Source organism: Nocardia cyriacigeorgica (assembly GCF_005863245.1).
GTDB lineage: Bacteria > Actinomycetota > Actinomycetes > Mycobacteriales > Mycobacteriaceae > Nocardia > Nocardia cyriacigeorgica_C.
In genome coordinates this window covers 34,701-58,465 of sequence record NZ_VBUT01000010.1, presented here as the reverse complement: position 1 = coordinate 58,465, position 23,765 = coordinate 34,701, and the positions used below count along the sequence as shown (strand labels likewise).

General features: G+C 68.3%; 23 protein-coding genes and 1 riboswitch. Of the genes, 14 read left to right on the top strand and 9 right to left on the bottom strand.

The features are described from left to right. Nucleotide 1: 1 nt before the first annotated feature. A complete protein-coding gene (locus FEK34_RS23415; protein ID WP_138451056.1) occupies nt 2-565 on the bottom strand; it encodes a methylated-DNA--[protein]-cysteine S-methyltransferase in 564 nt (187 codons plus the stop codon). Nucleotides 566-650: 85 nt separating this feature from the next. Then, nucleotides 651-911, bottom strand: coding sequence for a hypothetical protein (locus FEK34_RS23410; RefSeq protein ID WP_138451054.1), 261 nt, complete (start codon nt 909-911; stop codon nt 651-653). 61 nt (nt 912-972) lie between these two features. Here FEK34_RS23410 and FEK34_RS23405 point away from each other — a divergent pair, with 61 nt between their 5' ends. From FEK34_RS23405 to FEK34_RS23395, 3 genes are all read left to right on the top strand, one after another. Beyond that, nucleotides 973-2,460, top strand: coding sequence for a PLP-dependent aminotransferase family protein (locus tag FEK34_RS23405; RefSeq protein ID WP_138451052.1), 1,488 nt, complete (start codon nt 973-975; stop codon nt 2,458-2,460). Between the two features lie 129 nt (nt 2,461-2,589). Continuing rightward, nucleotides 2,590-3,297: a 2OG-Fe dioxygenase family protein gene (locus tag FEK34_RS23400; RefSeq protein WP_171048351.1), complete on the top strand. Its 708-nt coding sequence runs from the start codon at nt 2,590-2,592 to the stop codon at nt 3,295-3,297. Next, nucleotides 3,294-4,508: a M20 family metallopeptidase gene (locus tag FEK34_RS23395; protein WP_138451048.1), complete on the top strand. Its 1,215-nt coding sequence runs from the start codon at nt 3,294-3,296 to the stop codon at nt 4,506-4,508. The genes FEK34_RS23400 and FEK34_RS23395 overlap by 4 nt, the downstream gene beginning before the upstream one ends. 6 nt (nt 4,509-4,514) lie before the next feature. Here FEK34_RS23395 and FEK34_RS23390 read toward each other — a convergent pair whose 3' ends face one another. Beyond that, on the bottom strand, nt 4,515-7,370 hold the full coding sequence (locus FEK34_RS23390) for a tetratricopeptide repeat protein (RefSeq protein WP_171048350.1): 2,856 nt from the start codon (nt 7,368-7,370) through the stop codon (nt 4,515-4,517). A 223-nt stretch (nt 7,371-7,593) separates the two neighbouring features. Here FEK34_RS23390 and FEK34_RS23385 point away from each other — a divergent pair, with 223 nt between their 5' ends. After that, nucleotides 7,594-7,941, top strand: coding sequence for a hypothetical protein (locus FEK34_RS23385; protein ID WP_138451045.1), 348 nt, complete (start codon nt 7,594-7,596; stop codon nt 7,939-7,941). 55 nt (nt 7,942-7,996) lie between these two features. Here FEK34_RS23385 and FEK34_RS23380 read toward each other — a convergent pair whose 3' ends face one another. Next, nucleotides 7,997-9,091, bottom strand: a complete 1,095-nt coding sequence (locus tag FEK34_RS23380) for a CaiB/BaiF CoA transferase family protein (protein WP_138451043.1) — start codon at nt 9,089-9,091, stop codon at nt 7,997-7,999. Nucleotides 9,092-9,377: 286 nt separating this feature from the next. Between FEK34_RS23380 and FEK34_RS23375 the strand changes: the two genes are divergently transcribed. The 3 genes from FEK34_RS23375 (at nt 9,378) to FEK34_RS30965 (ending at nt 11,399) form a co-directional block, all read left to right on the top strand. Continuing rightward, entirely contained in the window at nt 9,378-9,860 is a 483-nt protein-coding gene (locus FEK34_RS23375; protein ID WP_138451041.1) for a DUF456 domain-containing protein, read from the top strand. A gap of 198 nt (nt 9,861-10,058) precedes the next feature. Next, the gene (locus tag FEK34_RS23370; protein WP_249359526.1) at nt 10,059-10,361 is read left to right on the top strand and encodes a hypothetical protein; all 303 of its coding nucleotides are present in this window, start codon (nt 10,059-10,061) and stop codon (nt 10,359-10,361) included. 282 nt (nt 10,362-10,643) lie between these two features. Continuing rightward, nucleotides 10,644-11,399, top strand: a complete 756-nt coding sequence (locus FEK34_RS30965) for a C40 family peptidase (RefSeq protein ID WP_249359524.1) — start codon at nt 10,644-10,646, stop codon at nt 11,397-11,399. Between the two features lie 6 nt (nt 11,400-11,405). On the opposite strand, the gene FEK34_RS23360 is transcribed toward FEK34_RS30965, so the two are convergent. Both FEK34_RS23360 and FEK34_RS23355 read right to left on the bottom strand, forming a co-directional pair. After that, a complete protein-coding gene (locus FEK34_RS23360; protein ID WP_138451037.1) occupies nt 11,406-12,275 on the bottom strand; it encodes an amidohydrolase family protein in 870 nt (289 codons plus the stop codon). Nucleotides 12,276-12,504: 229 nt separating this feature from the next. Beyond that, a complete protein-coding gene (locus FEK34_RS23355) occupies nt 12,505-13,896 on the bottom strand; it encodes an FAD-dependent oxidoreductase (protein WP_036540959.1) in 1,392 nt (463 codons plus the stop codon). 165 nt (nt 13,897-14,061) lie between these two features. Here FEK34_RS23355 and FEK34_RS23350 point away from each other — a divergent pair, with 165 nt between their 5' ends. The 5 genes from FEK34_RS23350 (at nt 14,062) to FEK34_RS23330 (ending at nt 17,568) form a co-directional block, all read left to right on the top strand. Continuing rightward, nucleotides 14,062-14,532 (top strand): Rv0361 family membrane protein, encoded by a 471-nt coding sequence (locus tag FEK34_RS23350; RefSeq protein ID WP_138451035.1) that lies wholly within the window; start codon nt 14,062-14,064, stop codon nt 14,530-14,532. Nucleotides 14,533-14,597: 65 nt separating this feature from the next. Beyond that, a riboswitch (SAM riboswitch) is annotated at nt 14,598-14,712 on the top strand. A gap of 19 nt (nt 14,713-14,731) precedes the next feature. Further along, the gene (locus FEK34_RS23345; RefSeq protein WP_138451033.1) at nt 14,732-15,148 is read left to right on the top strand and encodes a rhodanese-like domain-containing protein; all 417 of its coding nucleotides are present in this window, start codon (nt 14,732-14,734) and stop codon (nt 15,146-15,148) included. After that, nucleotides 15,145-16,359 (top strand): O-succinylhomoserine sulfhydrylase, encoded by a 1,215-nt coding sequence (locus FEK34_RS23340; protein WP_138451031.1) that lies wholly within the window; start codon nt 15,145-15,147, stop codon nt 16,357-16,359. Before FEK34_RS23345 ends, FEK34_RS23340 begins: the two co-directional genes overlap by 4 nt. 100 nt (nt 16,360-16,459) lie before the next feature. Beyond that, nucleotides 16,460-17,095: a DJ-1/PfpI family protein gene (locus tag FEK34_RS23335; RefSeq protein WP_138451030.1), complete on the top strand. Its 636-nt coding sequence runs from the start codon at nt 16,460-16,462 to the stop codon at nt 17,093-17,095. Next, entirely contained in the window at nt 17,092-17,568 is a 477-nt protein-coding gene (locus FEK34_RS23330; RefSeq protein ID WP_138451028.1) for a MarR family winged helix-turn-helix transcriptional regulator, read from the top strand. The genes FEK34_RS23335 and FEK34_RS23330 overlap by 4 nt, the downstream gene beginning before the upstream one ends. A 13-nt stretch (nt 17,569-17,581) precedes the next feature. Here the strand turns inward: FEK34_RS23330 and FEK34_RS23325 are convergent, their stop codons facing one another. Both FEK34_RS23325 and FEK34_RS23320 read right to left on the bottom strand, forming a co-directional pair. Continuing rightward, a complete protein-coding gene (locus FEK34_RS23325) occupies nt 17,582-18,367 on the bottom strand; it encodes a thioesterase family protein (RefSeq protein ID WP_138451026.1) in 786 nt (261 codons plus the stop codon). Between the two features lie 72 nt (nt 18,368-18,439). Next, complete coding sequence (locus tag FEK34_RS23320; protein WP_432760984.1) at nt 18,440-19,198, bottom strand: HAD-IIA family hydrolase; 759 nt, start codon at nt 19,196-19,198, stop codon at nt 18,440-18,442. Between the two features lie 500 nt (nt 19,199-19,698). Between FEK34_RS23320 and fgd the strand changes: the two genes are divergently transcribed. Further along, nucleotides 19,699-20,709: a glucose-6-phosphate dehydrogenase (coenzyme-F420) gene (gene fgd / locus FEK34_RS23315; protein ID WP_194979072.1), complete on the top strand. Its 1,011-nt coding sequence runs from the start codon at nt 19,699-19,701 to the stop codon at nt 20,707-20,709. A gap of 341 nt (nt 20,710-21,050) precedes the next feature. Here the strand turns inward: fgd and FEK34_RS23310 are convergent, their stop codons facing one another. Beyond that, complete coding sequence (locus FEK34_RS23310; RefSeq protein ID WP_138451020.1) at nt 21,051-21,557, bottom strand: nitroreductase/quinone reductase family protein; 507 nt, start codon at nt 21,555-21,557, stop codon at nt 21,051-21,053. Between the two features lie 117 nt (nt 21,558-21,674). Between FEK34_RS23310 and pta the strand changes: the two genes are divergently transcribed. Next, nucleotides 21,675-23,747 carry a phosphate acetyltransferase gene (gene pta, locus FEK34_RS23305; RefSeq protein ID WP_138451018.1) on the top strand — a complete coding sequence of 691 codons (2,073 nt, stop codon included), beginning with the start codon at nt 21,675-21,677 and terminating at the stop codon, nt 23,745-23,747. Nucleotides 23,748-23,765: the final 18 nt, after the last annotated feature.

The following is a 23,765-nucleotide window of genomic DNA, read 5'->3' as shown; positions in this document are numbered from 1 at the left end:
GTCAGAACAAAGTCGGTTCCCCGATACCCGGTGTCCGTTCGATCTGCAGCAGCCGCTGCTTGGTGTCGATGCCGCCGGGCCCGGAGAACCCGTGCAGGCCGTGGTCAGCGGCCAGCACCCGGTGGCAGGGGATGATCAGCGGGATCGGGTTGCGCCCGAGGGCTTGTCCGACGGCCTGGGCCGCGCCCGCCGCGCCGACGCGTTCGGCCACCTCGCCGTAGCTGAGGGTGTGGCCGGGGTCGATCTCGCGGGTCGTCTCGTACACCGACCGGTGGAACTGCGGGATGGTGCTGGTGTCGAGGGTGATCCAGCGCAGGTCGTCCAGCTCGCCGTCGAGGTGGGCGCGAATGCCTGCGATGGCGTCGGCGATCACCGCGGCCGGTTCGGATTCGATCACCGGACCGAACTCCGGGCTCTCCCGCAGGATCCGCGTGCGGGTGACCTCGGGGCTCGCCTCGGGTAGCTGGAATCGCACCACCGCGTCCGCGCGCCACGCGATCGCGCAGGTACCGATCGCCGTATCGAACAGTGCCGCCGTCACCGGCGAGCCGACTGCTGCGTTCATGGCCGACAGTCTGCCCGGTACCACCGACAAGTGAGATCAGACCAGTCCAGTAGGCAAAACTGGACTGGTCTGATCACTGGGCCGGTCACGCCGACGGTTCGGGCCGGCCGCGCCGTCGCGCCGGGGAGTCATCGCCGCGCGGTTCCTCGTCCTCGCGGCGGGCGTACACCGCGGCGATATCCCGGAACAAGCGCTGTTCGTCATAGTGCGAAACCGGCAGATTGCTGAGTGGATCCCGCGGCCGCAGCCGGTCCACCTCCCAGCTTTCCCCGGAATGGCGTGGCGCGTAGTAATAGCCGAGCAGACTGAAGATCACGATGACGGCGAGGGTGACGAGCAGGGTCATTTCCCCAGCGTGCGACAACTGGCCTTGCCGATAAAGAGCCACTACCGCAATACTGGACTGTATGGCGACACGTGTGATCGGTGCGGCGGGTCTGGCTCGCGATCTCGGCAGCTGGCGCGACCCGGAACCCGACGGGTCCTCGCGCAAACCCGCGCGCCCGGCCTACCTGGCGTTGGCCGAAGGGATCCGGCTGCTCATCCACGACGGTCGCGCGCCGCTCGGCATCGCCCTGCCCAGTGAACGCGACCTCGCCGCCACACTCGGCGTCAGCCGCACCACCATCACCTCCACCTACTCGCTGCTGCGCGAGCACGGCTACCTGATCACCCGGCAGGGTTCGCGCAGCACGGTCGCGCTGCCGCCGAGCATCCAGCACGACGGCAGCCGCCCGGCGAAGGGCATTCTCGCCATGATGGCCGGTTCCGATCAGCCGACCGTCGACCTCACCTATGCCGCCATGACCGCGCCGCCGGAGATGGAGCAGGCGTACGCGACTGCGCTGCAAGGTATTCCGTCCTATCTCGGCACCCACGGCATGGATCCGGTCGGCGTGCTCGCCTTGCGGGAAGCCGTCGCCCGCCGGTACACCGAGCGCGGCCTGCCCACCGATCCGGAGCAGATCCTGGTGACCCTCGGCGCCCAGCACGGCCTGCGCCTGCTGCTCAACGTGCTCGCCCCGCCCGCCGCGCGGGTGCTGATCGATCACCCCACCTACCCCAATGCCATTGAAGCCATCCGTGATGTCGGCGCCCGCCCGGTGCCGGTGCCGCTGCGTCCGGAATCGGGCTGGGATCTCGACGGAATCCGCAGCGCCGCACGGCAAACCGCCGCCTCGCTGGCGTATCTCGTTCCGGACTTCAACAATCCGACCGGCCTGCTCATGCCCGCCGAGGACCGCGCCGAACTCGCCGCGATCGCGCGCGAGACCAGGATGTCGATCATCATCGACGAATCCATGGCCGACCTCGCGCTTACCGACGACGTGCCGCCCCCGCCGACCGCCGCGTTCGCCCGCGGCACCGAGATCATCACCATCGGTTCGGCTTCGAAATCGTTCTGGGGTGGTCTGCGCGTCGGCTGGATTCGCGCGGGCCAGTCCCTGATCACCCGCCTGCTCGGCATCCGCGCCACCGTCGACCTCGGCACCCCGGTGATGGACCAGCTGGCCACCACCTACCTGCTCGAGCACGCCGACACCATCCTGGCCCGGCGCCGCACCCAACTGCGCGATCAGCGCGCCGCACTGCTGGACGCCCTCGCCGAGCATCTGCCGGATTGGCAGGTGGCTACCGGCGCGGGCGGCATGTCGTTGTGGGCCCAGCTACCCGCGCCGGTCTCGACTGCCTTGGCGGCCACCGCCCCCAACCACGGCGTCCTGCTCGCTGCCGGCCCCCGCTTCGGCGTCCAGGGCGCCTTCGAACGTTTCCTGCGCCTGCCCTTCACCCACCCCGAGGCCGACCTGCGCCGTGCCACCGAATCGATCGCCCGCGCCTACGAAACCCTGAGTCCGCGTGCGGCAGAACCACTCCAGCCGCTGACCTGCTACTGACGACACCCGCCGCCGGGGTCGATGCCCGCCGCCCCCGCTCCGGGATTACGCTGCACACTGGCCCGGTCATCGGCCGGTGCCGACCACTGTTCCGAACGGTCCCCCGACCTCTCGTGGAAGGTGTCGACATTGCGCGTCCAGCAGAGCGTGCCGTCCGAGGACACCCGCTCCTGGTTGATGACCGCCGCCGACTTCCGGCTCGACGCCGACGCACTGGCCGTACTACGCGAGACCTTCGATCGGGACACCGCACTCGACACCTGGCTGCCGGCGGACCGGCGGTACCGGCATCGGGCCTACCAGTGTTTCCGGCTCGACGTCGGCGCCGATCTGGCCTTCACGGCGATCGATGAGCCGCTGTCGTATTTCCAGTCGGTGGAGGTGAATGCGATCGCGGGCGGGATCGAACGCAAGTTCGCCCAGATCGGGGCCGCGCATCCGGTCACCCCCATCACCGCCCGGATCGCCAGGACAGTCGCGCGGGGCTTGCTCGCCGCCGGTGTGCTCGATGCGGACAAGACGCCGCACTGCCTGGTGGACGCGCACTACATGCGCATCATCGCCCCGGGCGAGCCCGCGCCCGAAGGCGTGCACCGCGACGGCCTGCTCGCCGGTTCCGCGCATCTGATCGGGCGCAGCAATATCGCAGGCGGCCTGTCGAGCATCTTCGATGCGGGAACCCGCGACGAGATCGGCCGGTTCGAACTGACCGACCCGATGGACTCCTACGTCTTCGATGACGAGCAGGTGCTGCACTACACCAGCCCGGTCGAGCCCGAACAGCCGGAACGGCCCGCCTATCGTGACGTCCTGCTCACCGGATTCCGGCCGGCGTGAACCACCACGATCTGGACCGGTTGCTGCCGGACGCACAACTGCTCGAGCTGGCGGCGGACATCACCGCGGTCCCCTCGTTCACCGGCCTGGAGACCGAACTCGCGACCGTCGTCCGTGACCTGCTGCACCGCAACGGCATCCACACCTACCTCCAGGAAGTGGAGCCGGGCCGGTGCCAGACGATCGCGCGCCTCGGCCCGGATACCGGCGTCCCCGCACTGCTGCTCAACGGGCATCTCGATATGGACCCGCTCGGCCGCGACCACCTCGATGATCCGTTCACCGCCCGATTGGTCGGCGACAAGCTCTACGGGGCTGGTCTGCACAATATGAAAAGTGGTGTGGCGGCCATCCTCGCGGCCGCCATCGCGGTGCGGCGCAGCGGTATCCCGTTGCGCAGGCCACTGCTGCTGGAATTCGTGGCCGGTGAATTGCAGGGCGGGGTCGGCACTCGGTTCGCCCTCGACGCCGGGCTCACCGCCGAGGCGGCGGTCGTTCCCGAGCCGTATTCGGTGCGGCGGATCATCACCCGCACCGCGGGCGTGCACAAGTTCGCCCTGGTGGTGCGCGGTCGCACCGCGCACACCAGTCGCCATGACGAGGGCGTCGACGCGATCGCTGTCCTACGGCGCGTCCTCGATCTGCTCGACGCCGCCGAATTGGGTCTGCACAACGCGGATTTCCCGCCGCTGCCACGTCTTCAGGTGGCCTCGCTGATCGCCGGCCGCGGCGAAGCGCACGACCCGTCCGGGGTCAGCTATCTCGCCGACAAGGCTACAGCGCTGATCGACCTGCGGTACCCGCCGCCGTATGAGCCGCCCGACGTGGCGCGTGCGCTCGACACGTTCGTCCAGGACGCGCGCCGCTGGTATCCGGAGGCCGATATCACCGTCGAGCATCCGGTGGATCCGGTGTTCCGGGTCGGTGGCACCGATATGCCGCCCATGGACGTCGCGGCGGACGGCGCGCTGGTCCGCGATCTGGTCGAACTGCTGCCGCAGGTCTCGGAGTTCACGGTGACCGAAACCGGTCTGGCGCTGCCGTATTCGTTCTGCGGCAACGACACCACCCACCTCAGCCGGGCGGGCATCGAATGCTGCCTGTTCGGCCCGCGCGGGGCAGGCGCCGATACCGAGCACCACGTGTTGTTCAGCGAAATGCGGGCCTGCGCGCGCACTCTCGCCGCACTCGTCTTGCGCCGCTGCGCCTGAGGATCGTCAGTTGTCACGCAGCATCTCGGCCCGCACCTGTTCGGCGAGCGTGACGCCGATGCGTTCGTATTGCTCCAGCGCCCGCGCCAGCAGTTCCTCGGCCGATCCGTCGGTGGACGTGCGCGCCGCGACATGGGCGAGCCCGCGCAAGCCGTCGGCCAGCCCATGCGGGTCGCCGATCCGCTCGGCGACGGCCATCGAATCGGTGTAGTACCGCCGCGCCGCCTCGTAGTCACCGAAATGCCGTTGCACATGGCCGAGCCCGCGTAACGCGTCCACCTGGCCGAGCGGATCGTTGATCGCTTCGGCGATATCGTGGGCCTGCTGGAACATCTCGCGCGCCCGCTCGTACTCACCCGTTTTGCGGGCGATATTGCCGAGCCCCCACAGGGTCCAGCCTTCGCCGTAGCGGTCGTGGATGTGGCGTGCGATATCGAGCGCATCATCGAAATAGCCACGGGCAGTGTCCAGGTCACCCACCAGCCGTTCGATATGCCCCAGCCCGCGCAGGGCATCGCCCTCGAGTTTGCGGTGATTGAGGCTGCGTGCGATGCCGAGCGCGTCGGAGTAGTGCCGTCCGGCCAGCCGGTGATCGCCCATCCGCCGGATCACCTCCGCATATCCCCACTGCACCGCGGCCACGCGGACCGGATCGCCCATCTCGTTGGCGATCTCGAGTGCGCGTTCGGAACATTCGCGCGCGGTCTGGTAATCGGAGGCCGCCCGCTCCACATGCGCGAGCCCGTCGAGCGCATCGCATTCCGACGGTCGATGCCCCAGCTGACGTGCGATCGCCAGCGCATCGGTGAAATGAGTGCGCGCCCCCGCGTGATCGCCGGTGATGCGTGCGGTCTGGCCCAGTTCGCACAGCACATCCGCATGGCAGCGCAGGTAGCCGAGTTCGACGGCGATCGCTTCGGCGGCCCGGAATGTGCTGCGGGCCTGCGCGTGGTTTCCGACCAGGCGGTCGATGCGCCCGCGTCCGAGCAGCGCCCACGCCTGGCCGCGCCGGTCATCGAGGATGTCGGCGATCTCGTAGGCCCGCTCGTAGAGCCGGTGCGCGCGCGACCACTGACCCGATCCGGACAGGTGCGCGGCCAGCAACCGGGCCAGCTCGCTGACGTCGGCGCCCGGCGGTGCGGCCTGGACACAGCTGAACAGCATGTCGCCCTCGGCGGTGAGCCAGGCGCGGGCCCGGTTGGCCTCGTCGGAGGGATCGGACAGATGTTCGCTGCCCGCCGGATCGAAGACGTCGAGCCTGCTGGCTCGCCACGCGATCGTCAGCCCGTGGGCGATGAGCCGTTCCAGCACCGCAGCGTGCTCGCGCGGTGAGTCCTCGCGTTCGGCGTGCAACCGGGCACACAGCCGGGTCAGATCGTGCATCCGATAGCGCGGGCCGGTCGGGCCGCTCGGCGCCGGATCGAGGAACCCGGCTTCGAATAGTCTGCGCACCAACAGCTTTCCCTCATTGAGTGGAACCGCCGCGATGGTCGCCATGGTCTCCGCGGTCACCTCAGGGCCGGGGAACCACCCGAGCAGCCGGACGGCACGCTGGTGTGCGGACGAGGCAAGCCGCTGATACGACATCTCGAAGGCCGCGCGCAGCGATTCGTCCTCGGCGGCGAACCGGTCGAGGATGTCCTCCGCCGCCGAACTCCCGGCCGAGCGGCCAGCATGCGTGTTCTTGATATCGGCGGTGAGCGTGGCGAATTCGGCCGCCACATCGGCGAGCATATCGGCGCCGTGATGAGCGATCTGGCCTCCGATCAGCTTGATCGCCAACGGCAGCCGCCCCGACGTCCGCAGAATCTGGCGCACCGAGGCGCGGTCGTAGGCGGAACCGAGATTACCCAGCTTGACCAGCAGTTCCTCGGCTTCGGCCCACTCCATGACCTCGAGCCGCAGCGGCGCCGCCTCGGCCAGCCCGGTGAGCTTGCTGCGGCTGGTGATGATCACGAAACAGCCGGGAGCCTGCGGCAGCAACGGTTTGACCTGCGCGCTGTCGAGCACGTTGTCGAACACGATCATCATCCGCTGCCCGCTCATCGCCGAACGCCAGCGCACCGCGCGACCACCCGGATCGGCCTCGATGATCTCGCGCGGCACACCCACCTCGAGCAACAGTTGTTCCAGGACGTCGCCGGGATCGCGCGGCTCGCGACCGGCGGTGTATCCGTGCAGATCGACCCACAGGGTGCCATCGGGAAACCGCCTGCCGAACGCCGCCACCGCGTACCGCGCCAGCGCCGTCTTGCCGATGCCGGTGAGCCCGTCGATCACGTGCACGGCCGGACCGTCGCCGTAGAGGTGGTCTTCGACGCGTTGGCGCAGTTGCGCTTTCGAGCTGTTGCGGCCGGTGAAATTGGGGACCTCGGCCGGTAGGTCGCCGCCGGTGCGCACGGGGACGTCATCGGTGCCGCGCCGGGCCACCGCCTCCTGGAACTCCAGCCGTTCGGTGAGCGGCATCTGCTCCAGATCGGCGATGTCGACCAGCTGGTCCCAGGTGGTGCCGTAGATCGTGGCGAGGGTTTTCAGCGCGCGGATCGTCGGCCGGACGCCGGCGCCGTCCTTGGCGAACGGCCAGGCCTCGTACTCGGAGATCCGGCTGGCCTTCATGGCCGCGTTCGCGCTGCCGGTGATCTCGTTGTAGCGGTCGGCGACCGCGGTCTGAGTGAGTTCGTTGGCGTATCGCCACGCCGCCCGCGGCCGGAAACCGCGTTGGCGCAGTTCACCTGCCAGCAGTTCGATCAGCTGGTGCCGGGTGAGGCCCAGTTCGGCGAGCCGGTTGCGTAGCCGTCTGCGTTCCTCGGCGCTGACGATCCCGGTGGCACGCGAGGATGCGGATCGGCCGGCTCGCTCCATAGCGTCACCTCCCGTGCGATCCGCCGGGCACGGGAGAACCGGAGAATCGAGACGCTGATTGTGATAATTCCTTGGTATCAGCCGCATTCTGCCAGGTCAAGGAGCCGGCCCGCCCCAAGAAATCAGGTTCCGCGCTGGGATCGCGGCGCGCCGGGGCGGGCTGGGATGCTCGATGTGTCGACCGGTCGAGGGGTCCGGTCGTCGCACGAAAGGGGTTATCGCGATGGCGATTACGGCCACCGAATGGCTGATCATCAGCGATGTCGCGCTGGAGGCGGCGTTCCGCGTCGACGTCCCCGAGCCGCATCGGGGCCGCTGGGTGCTGTCGTATCTGCCCACGCACCGCAGGCTCACCCGCGATCAGGCGCTGGCGGGCATCGTGCTGGCCGAGATGATCCTCATGGGCCAGCACAACCCGTGCCATCTGGATCCGGATATCGCCCGGATGTATGCCGCCGAACTCGATCTCACGCTGGTCGAGGTGATGACGCTGCTCGCGGTGCGCGGCACGCCATCGCAGGATCCGGCGCAGGATGCCGGCGTGGATCCGACCACGATGACGGCCGCCTGAAACGCCGAACGGCCGGGGCCCCACGAGGAGCCCCGGCCGTTCGGCGGTCCTTGGTTCAGTCCGCCCACACCGAGTCGATCGGCGTCGCCGTGGTCGGCGGCGGCGTCGGGGTGGGGTTGGGGGTGCGGGAGAAGCGCGGGGCGGGTGCGTGCTGGGTGATGTTCTCCAGCTCGACCAGCGCCTCACGAGCCTTGATGTGCTCGTTTTCGGTGGCTTCGGAGAACGTCAGCACCGGGGTGACGCAGGCGTCGGTGCCGATGAAGATCTCGGTCCACTCGTCGCGGGTCTTGGTGCGGAAACGTTCGGCGAACAGCTTCTTCAGGGTGTCCTGGCCCGCCGGGTCGATCTGGTAGGGCAGGCCGTCGGGGTCGATGCCGAGTCCGGCCAGCAGCTGCGCGTAGAACTGCGGCTCGATGGCGCCGACGGCCATGTATTTGCCGTCGGAGGTCTCGTAGGTGTCGTAGAAGGACATGCCGGTGTCGAGCAGGTTCGTCCCGCGCTCCTCCGACCAGGCGCCGGAACCGCGCATACCCCAGATCATGTGCGAAAGGGCAAGCGCGCCATCGACCATCGCGGCGTCGATGACCTGGCCCTTGCCGGAGGTCTGCCGTTCCACCAGCGCGGCGAGGATGCCGAACACCAGGAACATCGAACCGCCGCCGAAATCGCCGACCATGTTCAGCGGCGGCACCGGGCGCTCGCCCTTGCGGCCGATGGCGTGCAGGACGCCGGTGAGGCTGATGTAGTTGATGTCGTGGCCGGCGCGGTCGGCCATCGGGCCGAACTGGCCCCAGCCGGTCATCCGGCCGTACACCAGGCGCGGATTGCGGGCCAGCACCTCGTCGGGGCCGAGGCCCATGCGTTCGGTGACGCCGGGACGGAAGCCTTCGATCAGCACATCGGCCTTATCCAGCAGACCGAGCACCTTCTCGACATCTGCGGGATCCTTGAGATTGGCCTCCACGATGGTGCGGCCGCGCAGCTGCGGGCGGTCGAATCCGCCGGGCAGCTGACCCGCCCGCTGCACGCGCACCACGTCGGCGCCGAGATCGGCCAGCAGCAGTGCGGCGTGCGGACCTGGGCCGATACCGGCCAGTTCGATAACCCGGATGCCCGCGAGCGGGCCCTGCGTGGTGGATGGAGTGCTCACGCCCTACCTCGGTTCGTCGTCGAATCCTGCGCACCGGTTGCCGGTGCTCGTCACCGGGAGCCGCCCGGAGACTGTATTGACAGTACGACAATAGCCCGGACCACTGTGACCCGTACCTCCATGCTGCACGACCTCGGGCGATAGGACAGAATTCGGACATAAGGTTCGCCCGGTGTACCGGGGAGCGTCCGCCGGCTGGGTCGGGCCTCCCGTTCGCATGGCGTGAGCGCATCAGGGCCGGCGCAGGTGTCGAAGGCCGCCGCGCCGACAACGGAGGGATTACTCAGTGAGCGTGTGGGGCGAGACCGTCGTCGGCCTGGTGATCGTGGTCGGCCTACTCGGCATCGTCATCCCGATCCTGCCCGGCGTCATCCTGATCTTCGCCGCCATCGCCGTCTGGGCCTTCCTCACCGGCGGCGCCACCGCCTGGACCGTCTTCGCGATAAGCACTGTCCTGCTGGTGATCTCAGGCGTCATCAAATACACCTGGCCCGGCCGCAAACTGAAAGAAGCCGGCGTCCCCAACCGCTCCCTCTACCTCGGCGCCATCCTCGGCATCATCGGCTTCTTCGTCATCCCCGTCGTCGGCCTGTTCGTCGGATTCATTGCCGGCGTGTACATCTCCGAACTCCAACGCGTCCGCGGCCAGCGTTGGTCCTGGCAATCCACTTGGCATGCGGTGAAGGGGGTCGGCCTGTCCATCTTGGTGGAACTGCTCGGTGCCCTGCTGGCCGCCGGCGTCTGGCTCGCTGCCGCGATCGTCGTCTGAGTCCGAGCCTGAACCTGCCGCTAACTCCAGCGCGGTCTATCCGCCGCCGAATGCATTGGTCTGTAATCACTGATGCCGGGCGCAAGGGTTCGGAAAGGGTTCGGCAAGGAGGGCGGGGTTTGCTTCTGGGCATCCGGTGCTGCCGAACGGCAGTGCGATGTCGAGGGAGGAACCGCCGTGTTCGATTGGTACGTATGGATGCTCGTGTTCAGCGGCACGCTCATGCTGGTGATGGCTGCCGTGAAGGGCGGGCAAAGTGAGGTGTCGCGGTGGCTCAACGGGGCGTTCGGGGCCGGGTTTCTCGCCTACGCAGGGTATTTGGCGTTCGTGTTCGAGGGTGGCAGCTACCTGATCTTCTTCCAGGCGTTCATCCTGCCGGTGCTGATGGTGGTGAACTTCGTTCGCTCCACCGACTGGAAGGCGCTCACCACCCGGCCGACGCCGACGCAGCAGGCGTGGCGGGCCTACCAGAAGGAGCAGGAGCGGCTCGCGAAGCTGTGAGCGGGCCGTCTTGCCTTGCTGAAGCAGCTCACGTAGCCGTTCTGGGCTCCTGTCCTCCGGAAATTAACTCGATGTAATTAGCTCGTGATAAAGGTTCGTTATTGCTTCGTTATACACCTGAGGTGTGTTCCGCTGTACTGCGCATGTCTATGAATGAAAGATCGACGCTCGGATCGACTGGACCGAACAGATCACCGTGACGTTTTTCGAATCAATTCGAAGGCCGTGGTGAACAACGCTCGTCCGCCATCGGCCTCGATGTGAGCATCGGAGGACCGCATCATGGCATCATCTGACGACGACGTTCGATATTCTCGCCGGCTGCGCCGGGCAATCCTGCTGGTACTGGGTTCGGCTGCGGCGCTGTCGCTGCTACCGGGCACGGCGACGGCGCAGTCGCCGAAGGTTCCCGGCATCGGGGCCTTCGAAATTCCGGGTAATGCACCCGCACTGGAGGGCTTCACGGCTCCGAAAATCGACGACATTCCGGTAGGTGAAATTCCGCGCCGCACGCTCGGAGATAATCCCGCGCTAGTGCCCGCAGGCGCCCGATTCGCGGCGCAGGAGCCGGCCGCCACCGTGGAGCTGGTCGAATTCACCATCCCGCCGCTACCTGCGGAAATATCGCCGCTGCCGTTCGCGCTACCGCCGGTTCCTGGCATGCAACCACCCGCACCCGCGACTGTCCCCGAGCAGACCCGTGGCGAGGCCGCGATCACTGCCGCCCGCAGCAAGCTCGGCGCGACCTACGTACCCGGCGCGACCGGCCCCAACGCTTTCGACTGCTCCGGCCTGGTGCAGTGGTCCTACCGCCACGCGGGCGTCGACCTACCGCGCACCAGCCATCAGCAGCTCGCCGCCGGAACTCCCGTCTCGCGCAACGATCTTCGCCCCGGCGATCTGGTGTCGTTCTACGGTGGCGGCCACTCCGCGCTGTACTCCGGCGGCGGCAAGGTCATCCACGCCGCGACATCCGGCGAAGGCGTCGTCGAATCCGACATGGCAACAATGCCATTCGCGGGCGCGCGCCGGTACTGAGTTCGACTACTCCACGATGGGCAGCGGAACCGTATCCGTCGCTTCCGATTTCGGCAGCTCCGCCCGCGGAATGGGCATCGTCGGCGCGGGCGGGGCGTGCAGCGGAAGCGTCGGGTCCGGGTCGGTGGCCTCCCGCTGCACCGGTGGCAGCCGGTAGAAGGCGCGGGCGTTGTCTTCGAGGACCTTGTGCATATCGGTGCCGACCACGTCGCAGATCAGGTCGACGTCCGAGTCTTCGAACGGCCGCCCCGCGCGGGTCCCCGGAAGGTCGGTGCCGAACATCAGGGCTTCCGGGTTCACCGCGTGAATACGGCGCAAGGCGGTCGCGACATCCATGTCGACGCGGCCGAACCCGGTCGCCTTCACCCTGGCACCGCGGTCGACCAGATCCAGCAGGAACGGCAGCCCCTCCTCGGACATGCCCATATGGTCGACCGACAGCGCGGGCAGCTTCAGCACCACCGGTTGCAGCGAGGCCAGCATCTGGCCGTCGATATAGACCTCGACATGCCAGCCGGCCAGCTCGTAGGCGCGCACCGCCTGCAACGTCATGGCGGCGATGTCGGCGGCGGCGCGCTTGAGGTTGAACCGCAGCGCCCGCACCCCCACCTTGTCCAGCTCGACGATCTCCTCATCGCCCGCATCCAGCGGCAGCCGGGTGACGCCGACCCAGCCCTCGCCGAGTTCGGCCAGCGCCGCCCGCAGATAGCTCTGATCGCTGCCCTGGAAAGACGCGCTGACCACGGCCCCACCGGTGACGTCGAAGCGCGACATGCGCTTTCGATAATCGTCGATGGTGTAGGGCTCCGGCAGGTAGCCCTCATTTTCGATCAGCGGAAACCGCGGATCGATGATGTGGACATGGGCATCGAACACGTGTACAGCATGCCAGCTTCTACTTGGCGGCGCCTCCGGCACCGCGGTTCGCGGCCCCCGGATGGCTCGGTTCTCCGCTACCGCCGCTTGCCTTCGGCGTACGCGACGGCAGCGGAGAACCGAGCCGGGCCGCGAACTCTCGTGCTCGGTCTCGCTTCGCTCGAAATCGGGGGTCCGGCCGACCGATGTCTACCGTCGTCCGGTTTCCCGGTACCGAGTGAGGCGGTGATCAGACCTTGTGCGGCTCGCTGGCGCGCAGCATGTCCTCGCGCTCGACGACCTTGACGCGCTCGCGGCCTTCGGGCTCGCCGAGGGCGCGCTCGTGGGCGTCGAGGCGGTACCAGCCGTCCCAGGTGGTGAACGGGATGCCCTTGCCCTCGAGGAACTCGATCACCGCTTCGGGCTCGGGGCGCTGGGCGGGGGTGAAGTCCTTGCTGTCGTCGAGCAGGCAGGCCACGGTCTCGTTGGCGTCGCCCTTGGTGTGGCCGATGAGGCCGACCGGGCCGCGCTTGATCCAGCCGGTGACGTAGGTGGCGGGCATGTACCGGGCGGGGCCGTCGGCGTCTTCGTCGGCGAGTACGCGACCGGCCTCGTTGGGCACCACGCCGGCCTGATCGTCGAACGGCAGGTTGCTGATGTTCTGCGACAGGTAGCCGACGGCGCGGTAGACCGCCTGCACATCCCAGGTCTTGTATTCGCCGGTGCCCTTGACGTTGCCGGTGCCGTCGAGCTGGGTGCGTTCGGTCTTGAGGCCGATGACCTTGCCGTTCTCGTCGCCGATCACCTCGGCGGGCGATTCGAAGAAGTGCAGGTAGAGCCGGTGCGGGCGGTTGCCCTGATCGCGGATGGCCCACTGCTCGAGGGTGTTGGCGACCATGTCGACCTGCTTGGAGTGGCGGCGCGCGGCCTCGGAGCCCTCGTCGTAGTCGATGTCCTCGGGGTCGACGATGACCTCGATGGTCGGCGAATGATCCAGTTCGCGAAGCTCCAGCGGGGTGAACTTGGCCTGCGCCGGGCCGCGGCGGCCGAAGACGTGCACCTCGACGGCCTTGTTCTCCTTGAGGCCCTTGTAGACGTTCGGCGGGATCTCCGTCGGCAGCAGCTCGTCGCCGGTCTTGGCGAGCACGCGCGCGATGTCGAGCGCGACGTTGCCGACACCGAGGACGGCGACCTTCTCCGCGTCCAGCGGCCAGGTGCGCGGCACGTCCGGGTGGCCGTCGTACCAGGAGACGAAGTCGGCGGCGCCGTAGGAGCCGTCCAGGTCGATGCCGGGGATGGGCAGGGCGCGGTCGGCGTTGGCGCCGGTGGAGAAGATCACCGCGTCGTAGTAGACGCGCAGGTCGTCGAGGGTGATGTCGGAGCCGTAGTCGATATTGCCGAGCAGGCGCACCTGCGGCTTGTCGAGCACCTTGTGCAGGGCGGTGATGATGCCCTTGATGCGCGGATGGTCGGGCGCGACGCCGTAGCGGATCAGGCCGAACGGCGCGGGCATGCGCTCATACAGGTCGATGGACACATCCGCATCCGACTTCATCAACGCGTCGGCGGCGTAGATACCGGCCGGTCCGGCACCCACGATCGCGATGCGGAGCGGGCGTGCAGCTGCGGTCTGTTCGGTCATCGTTTACGCGCACCTTATTGGTCGAGACAGTTAATGGGCGTCGGTGTTTAGCTTAGGCTAACTTGACGCACGGCTGGATTTCACCTGCACGGCACCGGCCGCGATCCCGCCGATTCTATCGGGGGCCTCGCGAGCGGCCTCGGGGGACCAAGGGATCATCAGCTCATGAGCGATCAGCAGCCCGATCCGGGCCAGGCCCGGCGCGAACCGGCCGACGAGCGCGAATCCGAGGATTCGACCCGGTCGATGGCGCCGTTCATCATCGCCGCGGTGATCGCGGCGTTCGTGCTCGCCGTCATCGTCATCGCCGAGCTGGTCTCGCCGGTTGAGAAAAATGTCACAGAGGCCGACCGGGTGGCCGCCGCGGTGCGTGACTTCGGCGAGGTGAGTTCCCGCTACGGCCTGCTGCCGCCGGAGGAAGCGGTCTGCCCGGACTTCGATCCGAAGCGTTCGCCGATGGCGGGCAGGCTGGACGAGGGCGAGACCGGAAAAGCCGTAGAAATCACGAAACTCGAGGATGTGAAGGTCGAGGGCGATCGCGCGACGGCCACCGTCACCAGCAAGGTCGACGGCACCGAAGCGACCGGAACCTGGACGCTGAAACGGGTCGACAGCACCTGGCTGGTCTGCCACTGAACCCCAGCGCAACGCCCTGATCGGGGGTTTGACAGGGCAACCCCCGGCCAGGCAATCTCATTTCAGGTCATGAGTGCCAGCGTCAAGCCCCGGCTTGCTGGCCGGCAACCCTCCTCCGCGGTGGGGTGCTCCGGGTGACGACCTGGCGCGCATCGAAGCCAGATGCGGCAAGTGCGGATTCTCGAGGAAGGTGCCACACATGACTTATGCCGGCGACATCACCCCGAAACAGGCGTGGGAGATTTTGCGCGACGATCCCCGAGCGGTCCTGGTGGACGTGCGGACCGAGGCCGAATGGAAATTCGTCGGCATCCCGGACACCAGCGCCATCGACCGGCAGACCGTGCTGATCGAATGGGTCGACGGCACCGGCGCGCGCAATCCCGATTTCGCGCAGCAGCTGCGCACCATCCTCGACGGGCGCGATCCGGATGCCCCGGTGGTGTTCCTGTGTCGCTCCGGTCAGCGTTCGGCGCATGCCGCCGCCCTGGCGACCAGTGCGGGCATCGAGCCGTCGTACAACGTCAGCGAGGGTTTCGAGGGCCCGCTCGACGAGTTCGGTCACCGCGGTGGCGCCGGCTGGCGTGCCGACGGCCTGCCCTGGCGGCAGTCGTGATCACCGGCGGCGCGTTCGACCGGCCGCTGCCGGAGGGGGTCGGCCCGGCCACCCTCGGCGTGCGTGGCGGCCTGCGGCGTTCGGGGTTCGAGGAGACTTCCGAAGCGCTGTATCTGACCTCGGGTTTCGTCTACGAGAGCGCCGAGGCGGCCGAGGCGGCCTTCACCGGCGACGTCGAGCATTTCGTCTACTCCCGCTACGGCAACCCGACGGTCGCCACCTTCGAGGAGCGGATGCGGCTGATCGACGGCGCCGAGGCGTGCTTCGCCACCGCCAGCGGCATGGCCGCGGTCTTCACCGCGCTCGGCGCGCTGCTCGGTGCGGGTGACCGGCTGGTGGCCGCGCGGAGCCTGTTCGGTTCCTGTTTCGTGGTGTGCAACGAGATCCTGCCGCGCTGGGGCGTGGAGACGGTGTTCGTCGACGGCGAGGATCTCGACCAGTGGGAGCAGGCGCTGTCGGTGCCGACCACCGCGGTGTTCTTCGAGACGCCCGCCAACCCGATGCAGACCCTGGTCGATGTGCGGCGGGTGAGCGAGCTGGCTCATGCTGCGGGTGCGAAGGTGGTGCTGGACAACGTCTTCGCGACGCCTCTACTGCAACGCGGCTTCGAACTCGGCGCCGATGTGGTGGTGTATTCGGGCACCAAACACATCGACGGGCAGGGCCGGGTGCTCGGCGGCGCGATCCTCGGTTCCGAGGACTACATCGGCGGTCCGGTCAAGAATCTGATGCGCCACACCGGCCCGGCCTTGAGCCCGTTCAACGCGTGGACGCTGCTCAAGGGCCTGGAGACCATGCCGCTGCGGGTGAAGCATTCGACCGAATCCGCCCTGCGGATCGCGCGGTTCCTGGAGGGCAACGACGCCGTCAGCTGGGTGAAATACCCCTTCCTGGAATCACATCCGCAATACGATCTGGCCGCGAGCCAGATGAGCGGCGGCGGCACCGTGGTCACCTTCGAGTTGAAGGCGCCCGAGCACGAGGCGAAGAAGCGCGCCTTCGAGGTGCTGAACCGGCTGCGCATCGTCGACCTGTCCAACAACCTGGGCGACGCGAAGACCCTCATCACCCATCCGGCCACCACCACCCATCGGGCGATGGGCCCGGAAGGGCGCGCCACCATCGGGCTGACCGACGGTGTCGTGCGGATCTCGGTGGGGCTCGAGGATGTGGAGGATCTGCTCGGGGATCTGGAGCACGCGCTGAGCTGAGGCTCTTACCCTGCGGAAAGGCCGGTGCCCACTGCGGGCGCCGGCCTTTTTCGCACTCGAACCATTGACAGTATGCTGTCAAACATGACAGCATACTGTCATGACCACGAAGACAGTGCATGTAGCCGTTTACGATCTGCTCGCCGATTGGGAGGTTGGTGCGGCGATCGCGCAGATCAACCACAACACGGGTTTGCAGCGCGAACCCGGCAGCTTTCAGGTCCGCACTGTCGCACCGCTCGGGGAGACCGTGACCACCATGGGCGGGATGCGCATCGTGCCCGATCTGGCCCTGGCCGAACTCGACGCCGACGACAGTGCGCTGCTGATCCTGCCGGGATCGGAACTGTGGGATCGCGGCGGACTCAGCGGATTCGCCTACGCGGCAAGGAAATTCCTCGAAGCGGGTGTTCCGGTCGCCGCCATCTGCGGTGCCACCTTCGGTCTGGCCAAGGAGGGCCTGCTCGACGACCGCAAACACACCAGCGGCGCGGCCGAATACCTCGCCGCCAGCGGATACGCGGGCGCGGGCAACTACGTCGACGCCCCGGCGGTGACCGATCGCGGTCTGATCACCGCGGGTCCAGCCGCGCCGTGGGAGTTCGCCCGCGAGATCTTCGCCGAGCTCCGCCTGTTCGAGCCGCACATCCTGGACGCGTGGTACCGGCTGTTCGCCCAGCGCGACGCGTCGGCGTACCCCGTGCTGGCCGAGTGGGAGGCGCGGGCGGCCTCGTGAGTGTCGAGCCCGAGCGGCCTGTCGCCGCGCACGCCGAGCAGGATCTGTTCAGCACCGCCGCCATCACCACCTTCCGGTTGAACGGCCAATTCCTCACCATCGCCGAGGAATTGGCCGCCCCGGCGGGGATGACCGCCGCGTGGTGGCAGGTGCTCGGCGCCGTGCTGCGCGGCCCGCTGTCGGTGGCCGGCATCGCCCGCGCCATGGGCATCACCCGCCAGAGCGTGCAGCGCATCGCCGATCTGCTGGTCGACAAAGGGCTGGCCGAATACCGCCCCAACCCCGCCCATCGCCGCGCCAAACTGGTCGCCGTCACCGAAGCCGGCCGCGAAGCCATCGCCAGGATCCGCCCGCAACACGCGGCCGTGGCCCAGCGCCTGGCCGACGAACTCGGCCCGGACTTCGCGCCGACCGTCGCGGCCCTCGTCCGCCTCAGCGAAGCACTCGACGCCATCGGCTCGCCAGGGGAGTGAAGCCGCGAATCGGTCAGCGTGGGGCGGTGAAATCGATCTGGCGGTTGGCGTTGGAGAGGGCGGTGACGACGCAGGTGCCGATCGGTCCGGTGCGGTCGTAGAGGGTGGCCGTGCCGACCGAAATGCCCGCCGAGGCAATGGTGTTGTCGGCGCGCAGGCCGAGTTCGTGGCCGATCGGCAGGCGCGCGAGGGTGAGGGTCATATCGGCGTTGATGTAGCCCTGGCCATCGGAGCCCCAATGGCAGACGTGGTTGGTGGAGTCGCCGAGGATGGCCGCCCGCTGGAACGGCGTGAGCTCCTCGCCCGCGACCAGCGGCGGCAGGCCGTGCCAGGAAACCTTGCGGTCGGCGTTCTGGTTCGCGGCGATGTCCTGCGACCACTCCCGGTCGCCGCTCTTGAACATGCCGCGCTCACCCTCGGGCGAGAGCCGCCGCTGCGGCACCGGCAGGTCCAGATCCTGGCTCCACACCTGGCCGGGCGGCTCGGAACCGGTGGTCAGGAACACCGCGGTCGCGCGGGCGCGTACCTCGTCGTTCTGGATGACGCGGGCATCGGCCACGAGGATCCGCTTACCCTCGCGCACCACCTCGCTGCGCACCGCGAGCGGCTCGTTCAGCACCGGACGGAACAGATCCGCTGTCATCCGGGCCGGGACGAAGCCCGCCGGGCAATGCGTCTCCAGCTGACGGCCCAGCGCCCCGCAGACCCCGGTGCCGCCGATCTGGTTCGGCGACCAGCGGCTGACCGCGAGCTTCTCCGGGACCAGCAGGTCCCCATCGCTGGTGAAGAAACTGAACATCCCGTCGGCACCCTTCGCGCGATCGTTCGTTCTGCGAACGTAACACGTGCCGGTTTCCGCAGGGCTGCCCGTTCAGTCGGCGAACGGCGTCTCGGTACGGCCGATGAGATCGGCGACCGAATCCACCACGAGGGTGGGCCGGTAGGGGTACTGCTCGACGGAGGCACGGGTGGAGATGCCCGAGGTCACCAGCACCGTCCGCATGCCCGCCTCCATCCCGGAGATGACGTCGGTGTCCATGCGGTCGCCGATCATGGCGCTGGTGCGCGAATGCGCGCCGATGCGGCGCAGCGCCGAACGCATCATCAGCGGATTGGGTTTGCCCACGTAGTACGGCTCCCGGCCGGTCGCGCGGGTGATCAGGGCGGCGACCGAACCCGTCGCGGGCAGCACGCCGTCGCGGGAGGGGCCGGTGGCGTCGGGGTTGGTGGCGATGAACCGGGCGCCGCGCTCGACCAGCCGGATCGCGGTGGTGATCGCCTCGAACGAATACGTGCGGGTCTCGCCGAGCACCACATAGTCCGGGTCGCTGTCGGTGAGCACGTAGCCGATCTCGTGCAACGCCGTGGTCAGCCCGGATTCGCCGACCACATAGGCGGTGCCCTCGGGGCGTTGGTCGTTGAGGAAGGTGGCCGTGGCCAGCGCGGAGGTCCAGATCGCCGACTCCGGGATGTCGAGACCGCTGTGGCGCAGCCTGGCCTGGAGATCGCGGGGCGTGCGGATGGAGTTGTTGGTGAGGACCAGGAACGGGATCTCCTTGTCCCGCAGCTCGGCGAGGAACTCGTCGGCGCCGGGGATCAGATGATCCTCGTGCACGAGCACACCGTCCATATCGGTCAGGTAGGAAAGGATCCGATCGTCTGCGGAGGTCACCCGGCCAATTGTCCGCTATCGAATGCGCTGCGGCGCGCATTGCGTGACACATCACGGTGGTGTGCGCCCGTGGCGCGACGACGAGCACCTGGCGAATATCGGGATCCGCCATGACAGGCGCCCGGGCAACGCCGGCGCGCGCGGGCTCAGGCGGACCGGGCGGTCACCTGCTGCGTGGCGGGCGGTAGACCGTAGAGATCAGCGCAGGCCCGCTACCGCGACATCGCTCGGCCCGACCGGGCGTGTGGCGTTCGAGGACCAGCGATTCACCCGGCGGGGTTCAGCAGCCGCGCCCCGCTGGTTATGGTCGAGGGCGGACCGCGCCGAGTGAAGTGCGGTCAGCGATATCGGACGCGGCGCCGGGAACAATCCCCGGCGGCCCTCGGCTGTATCGGGCGATCGCGCAAGCGATGCGATGGTGTGCGGTAATCCCGCACGAAGCGACAGGAGTGGCGCAGGTGGCGGATCTCAAACTCGGGTACAAGGCGTCGGCCGAACAGTTCGGGCCACGGGAACTGGTGGAGCTGGCGGTGCTGGCCGAGGAGCACGGCCTCGACAGCGCGACGGTCAGCGACCATTTCCAGCCGTGGCGGCACAAGGGCGGGCACGCGCCGTTCTCGCTGGCCTGGATGGCCGCGGCCGGTGAGCGCACCGAGCGCATCCTGCTCGGCACCTCCGTGCTCACCCCGACCTACCGCTACAACCCGGCGGTGATCGCGCAGGCGTTCGCCACCATGGGCTGTCTGTACCCGAACCGGGTGATGCTCGGCGTCGGCACCGGCGAGGCGCTCAACGAGATCGCCACCGGCTACACCGGCGAATGGCCGGAATTCAAGGAGCGTTTCGCGCGGTTGCGCGAGTCGGTCGAGCTCATGCGCGCGCTGTGGACCGGTGAGCGCACCGATTTCGACGGCCAGTACTACCGCACCGTGGGCGCGTCGATCTACGACGTGCCCAAAGACGGTATCCCCGTCTACATCGCCGCCGGCGGCCCGCTGGTCGCCAGGTACGCCGGCCGCGCCGGTGACGGTTTCATCTGCACCTCCGGCAAGGGCATGGACCTCTACACCGAGAAGCTGATGCCGGCCGTCGCCGAGGGTGCGGCCAAGGCCGGCCGCGAGGTCGCCGATATCGACCGGATGATCGAGATCAAGATCTCCTACGACACCGATCCGGAACTGGCGCTGGAGAACACCCGGTTCTGGGCGCCGCTGTCGCTGACCGCCGAGCAGAAGCACTCGATCACCGATCCGATCGAGATGGAGGCCGCCGCCGACGCGCTGCCGATCGAGCAGATCGCCAAGCGCTGGATCGTGGCCAGCGACCCCGACGATGCCGTCGCCCAGATCAAGCCGTACCTGGACGCGGGCCTCAACCACCTGGTCTTCCACGCACCGGGGCACGACCAGCGACGGTTCCTGGACCTGTTCCAGCGCGATCTGGCGCCACGGCTGCGCGCGCTGGGCTGAGCGCGGCGGCCGAGCCCACCGGCGCGGTGTGTGCGCTGGGCGGGCGCGGTGGCCGAGCCCACCGGCGCGGTGTGTGCGCTGGGTCGGCGCGGTGGCCGAGCCCACCGGTGCGGTTGTGCGCTGGGCTGAGCGCGGCGGCCGAGCCCACCGGTGCGGTGTGTGCGCAGGCAGCGCCGGGGGGCTGGGCCACGATTGCCGCGCGGCGACAAAGCTTCGGCGCCGATGCTGCTCGAGCCCACCCACGGACAGCGATTTCAGTTCTCGGCGTGGTCGATCGAGTGCTCATCGCCCAGGTCGGGTGATGGCAGCCCGCGGCGTCGGGCATTGCCGGAATACGCGAATCAGGCGCGGGTGAGCGCGAAGATGCGCAGATCGCGGGTAGTTCGTTCGCGGTACGCGGCGTACGCCGGCGTGACCTCGACGAATCGCTGGTAGATGGCGTCTTTGGCGTCGTCGGCAACCGGCGTCGCGGTGACCGGAATGGTCTCGCCCGCGATGACGACCGTCGCCGCCGGATTCGCCAGCAGGTTCGCCGTCCACGCCGGGTGATGGGCCTGGCCGAAGTTGCTGCCCACCACGTAGAGGGTGTCGCCGTCGTGCACATACAGCAACGGCTGGGTGCGCGGCTGCCCGGATTTGCGGCCGGTGGTGGTGAGCAGGATGACCGGCGCGCCGATCGGCCCGAGCAGGGTGCGCTTGCCGTTGGTGCGGCGCAGTACCGCGCGGTCGGCGGGGGTCAGGGTGCGGATCAGCCACGAACCGGGCTTGCTCGCGGCGATCGGATGCGCCAGCCGCGAGAGCAGACTGTCGCGGGAACCCCATTGCGTATTCGGAAACGGCTCGGCCATTCCGGGGACTATATCCGCGCGCCGCGGGAGCTTCCTGCCACCGGTGTTGTACACGGCACAATTCCGATGCTCGCCGTCGCCCGGTCCGATTGCCACCCGTTCACTAAGCTCTGGCCTATGGCCGACCTAGCTCCGTCCACCGTGTACATCGCGTCACCGGAAGGCGACACCGGCAAGAGCACGGTGGCGCTCGGCGTCTTGCAGATGCTGTGCGCGACCACCGCGCGGGTCGGGGTGTTCCGGCCGATCACCCGCTCCACCGACGAGCCCGATTACATCCTGGAGCTGCTGCTCGAGCACAGCACGGCCGATATCGAGTACGCGCAGGCCATCGGCGTCACCTATGAGCAGGTGCACGCCGATCCGGACGCCGCGATCAGCGAGATCGTGATGCGGTTCCACGAAGTCGCCAAGGTCTGCGACGCGGTGGTGGTGGTCGGCAGCGACTACACCGATGTGGCCAGCCCCAGCGAGCTGCGCTACAACGCCAGGATCGCGGTGAACCTCGGTGCACCGGTGCTGCTGGTGGTGCGCGGTTCCGAACGCAGCCCCGACGAGGTGAAGCAGCTGGCCGAGCTGTGTTCGTCGGAGCTGTCGGCCGAGCACGCGCAGCTGGTCGCAATCATCGCCAACCGCTGCGCGCCCGATCAACTCGACCAGGTGTGCGCGGCGTTGTCCGGTTTCGCGGTGCCGTCGTGGACGCTGCCGGAGGTGCCGCTGTTGATCGCGCCGACGATGGCCGAGCTGTGCGCCGCGATCGACGGCGAGATGTACAGCGGCGATCCGGAGCTGCTGCATCGCGAGGCCATGAAGATCATGGTCGGCGGGATGACGGCCGAGCACATTCTGGAACGGCTCGAAGACGGCGAGGTCGTCATCGCGCCGGGCGATCGGTCCGACGTGCTGCTCAGCGTGGTGAACGCGCATGAGGCCGAAGGCTTTCCGTCGCTGTCGGGCATCATCATGAACGGCGGACTGCTGCCGCATCCGGCCATCGCCCGCCTGATGACGGGTTTGAAGCCGAAGCTGCCGATCCTCACTACCAACCTCGGCACCTACGACACCGCGGGCGCCGCGCACCGTACCCGCGGCCGCATGTCCGCCGACAATCCGCGCAAGGTCGATACCGCGCTGGCGCTGATGGAACAGCACGTCGACGCCGGCGAGTTCCTGCGCAGGCTGGAGGTGCCGCGCTCGACGGTGGTCACCCCGCAGATGTTCGAATACCAGCTCATCGAGCGGGCCAGGGCCGACCGCAAACGCATCGTGCTGCCCGAAGGCGACGACGACCGGATCCTGCGGGCAGCCGGGCGGGTGCTCCAGCGCAAGATCGCCGACCTGATCATTCTGGGCGACGAGACCGTCATCCGGGCCCGCGCCGCCGAGCTCGGCGTCGACATCGCCGACGCCGAAGTGCTGGACCCGCGCACCTCCGAACACTTGGAAGAGTTCGCCCGCGAATACACCGAACTGCGCAAACACAAGGGCATGACGTTGGAGCGGGCGCGCGAAACGGTCGCCGACATCTCCTATTTCGGCACCATGATGGTGCACAAGGGCATTGCCGACGGGATGGTGTCGGGCGCCGCGCACACCACCGCGCACACCATCCGCCCGTCGTTCGAGATCATCAAGACGGTGCCGGGTGTGTCGACGGTGTCGAGTGTGTTCTTGATGTGCCTGGCCGACCGGGTGCTCGCCTACGGCGACTGTGCCGTGGTGCCGGATCCGACCTCCGAGCAGCTGGCCGATATCGCGATCTCCTCGGCCGCGACGGCCGAGCGTTTCGGGATCGATCCGCGGGTGGCGATGCTGTCCTACTCCACCGGCGAATCCGGCAGCGGCGCCGATGTGGACAAGGTGCGGGTGGCTACCAAACTGGTCCGTGAGCGCGCGCCCCAGCTCTTGGTGGAGGGCCCGATCCAGTACGACGCCGCGATCGAGCCGACCGTGGCCGACGCCAAACTGCCGGATTCCGAAGTCGCCGGCCGGGCAACGGTATTCATCTTCCCCGACCTCAATACCGGCAACAACACCTACAAGGCGGTGCAGCGCAGTGCGGGCGCGATCGCGATCGGCCCGGTACTGCAAGGCCTGCGCAAGCCGGTCAACGATCTGTCTCGCGGCGCGCTGGTCGCCGATATCGTCAACACCGTCGCCATCACCGCGATCCAGGCGCAGGGCGAATGAGCCCGGCTGTCGGGCCGG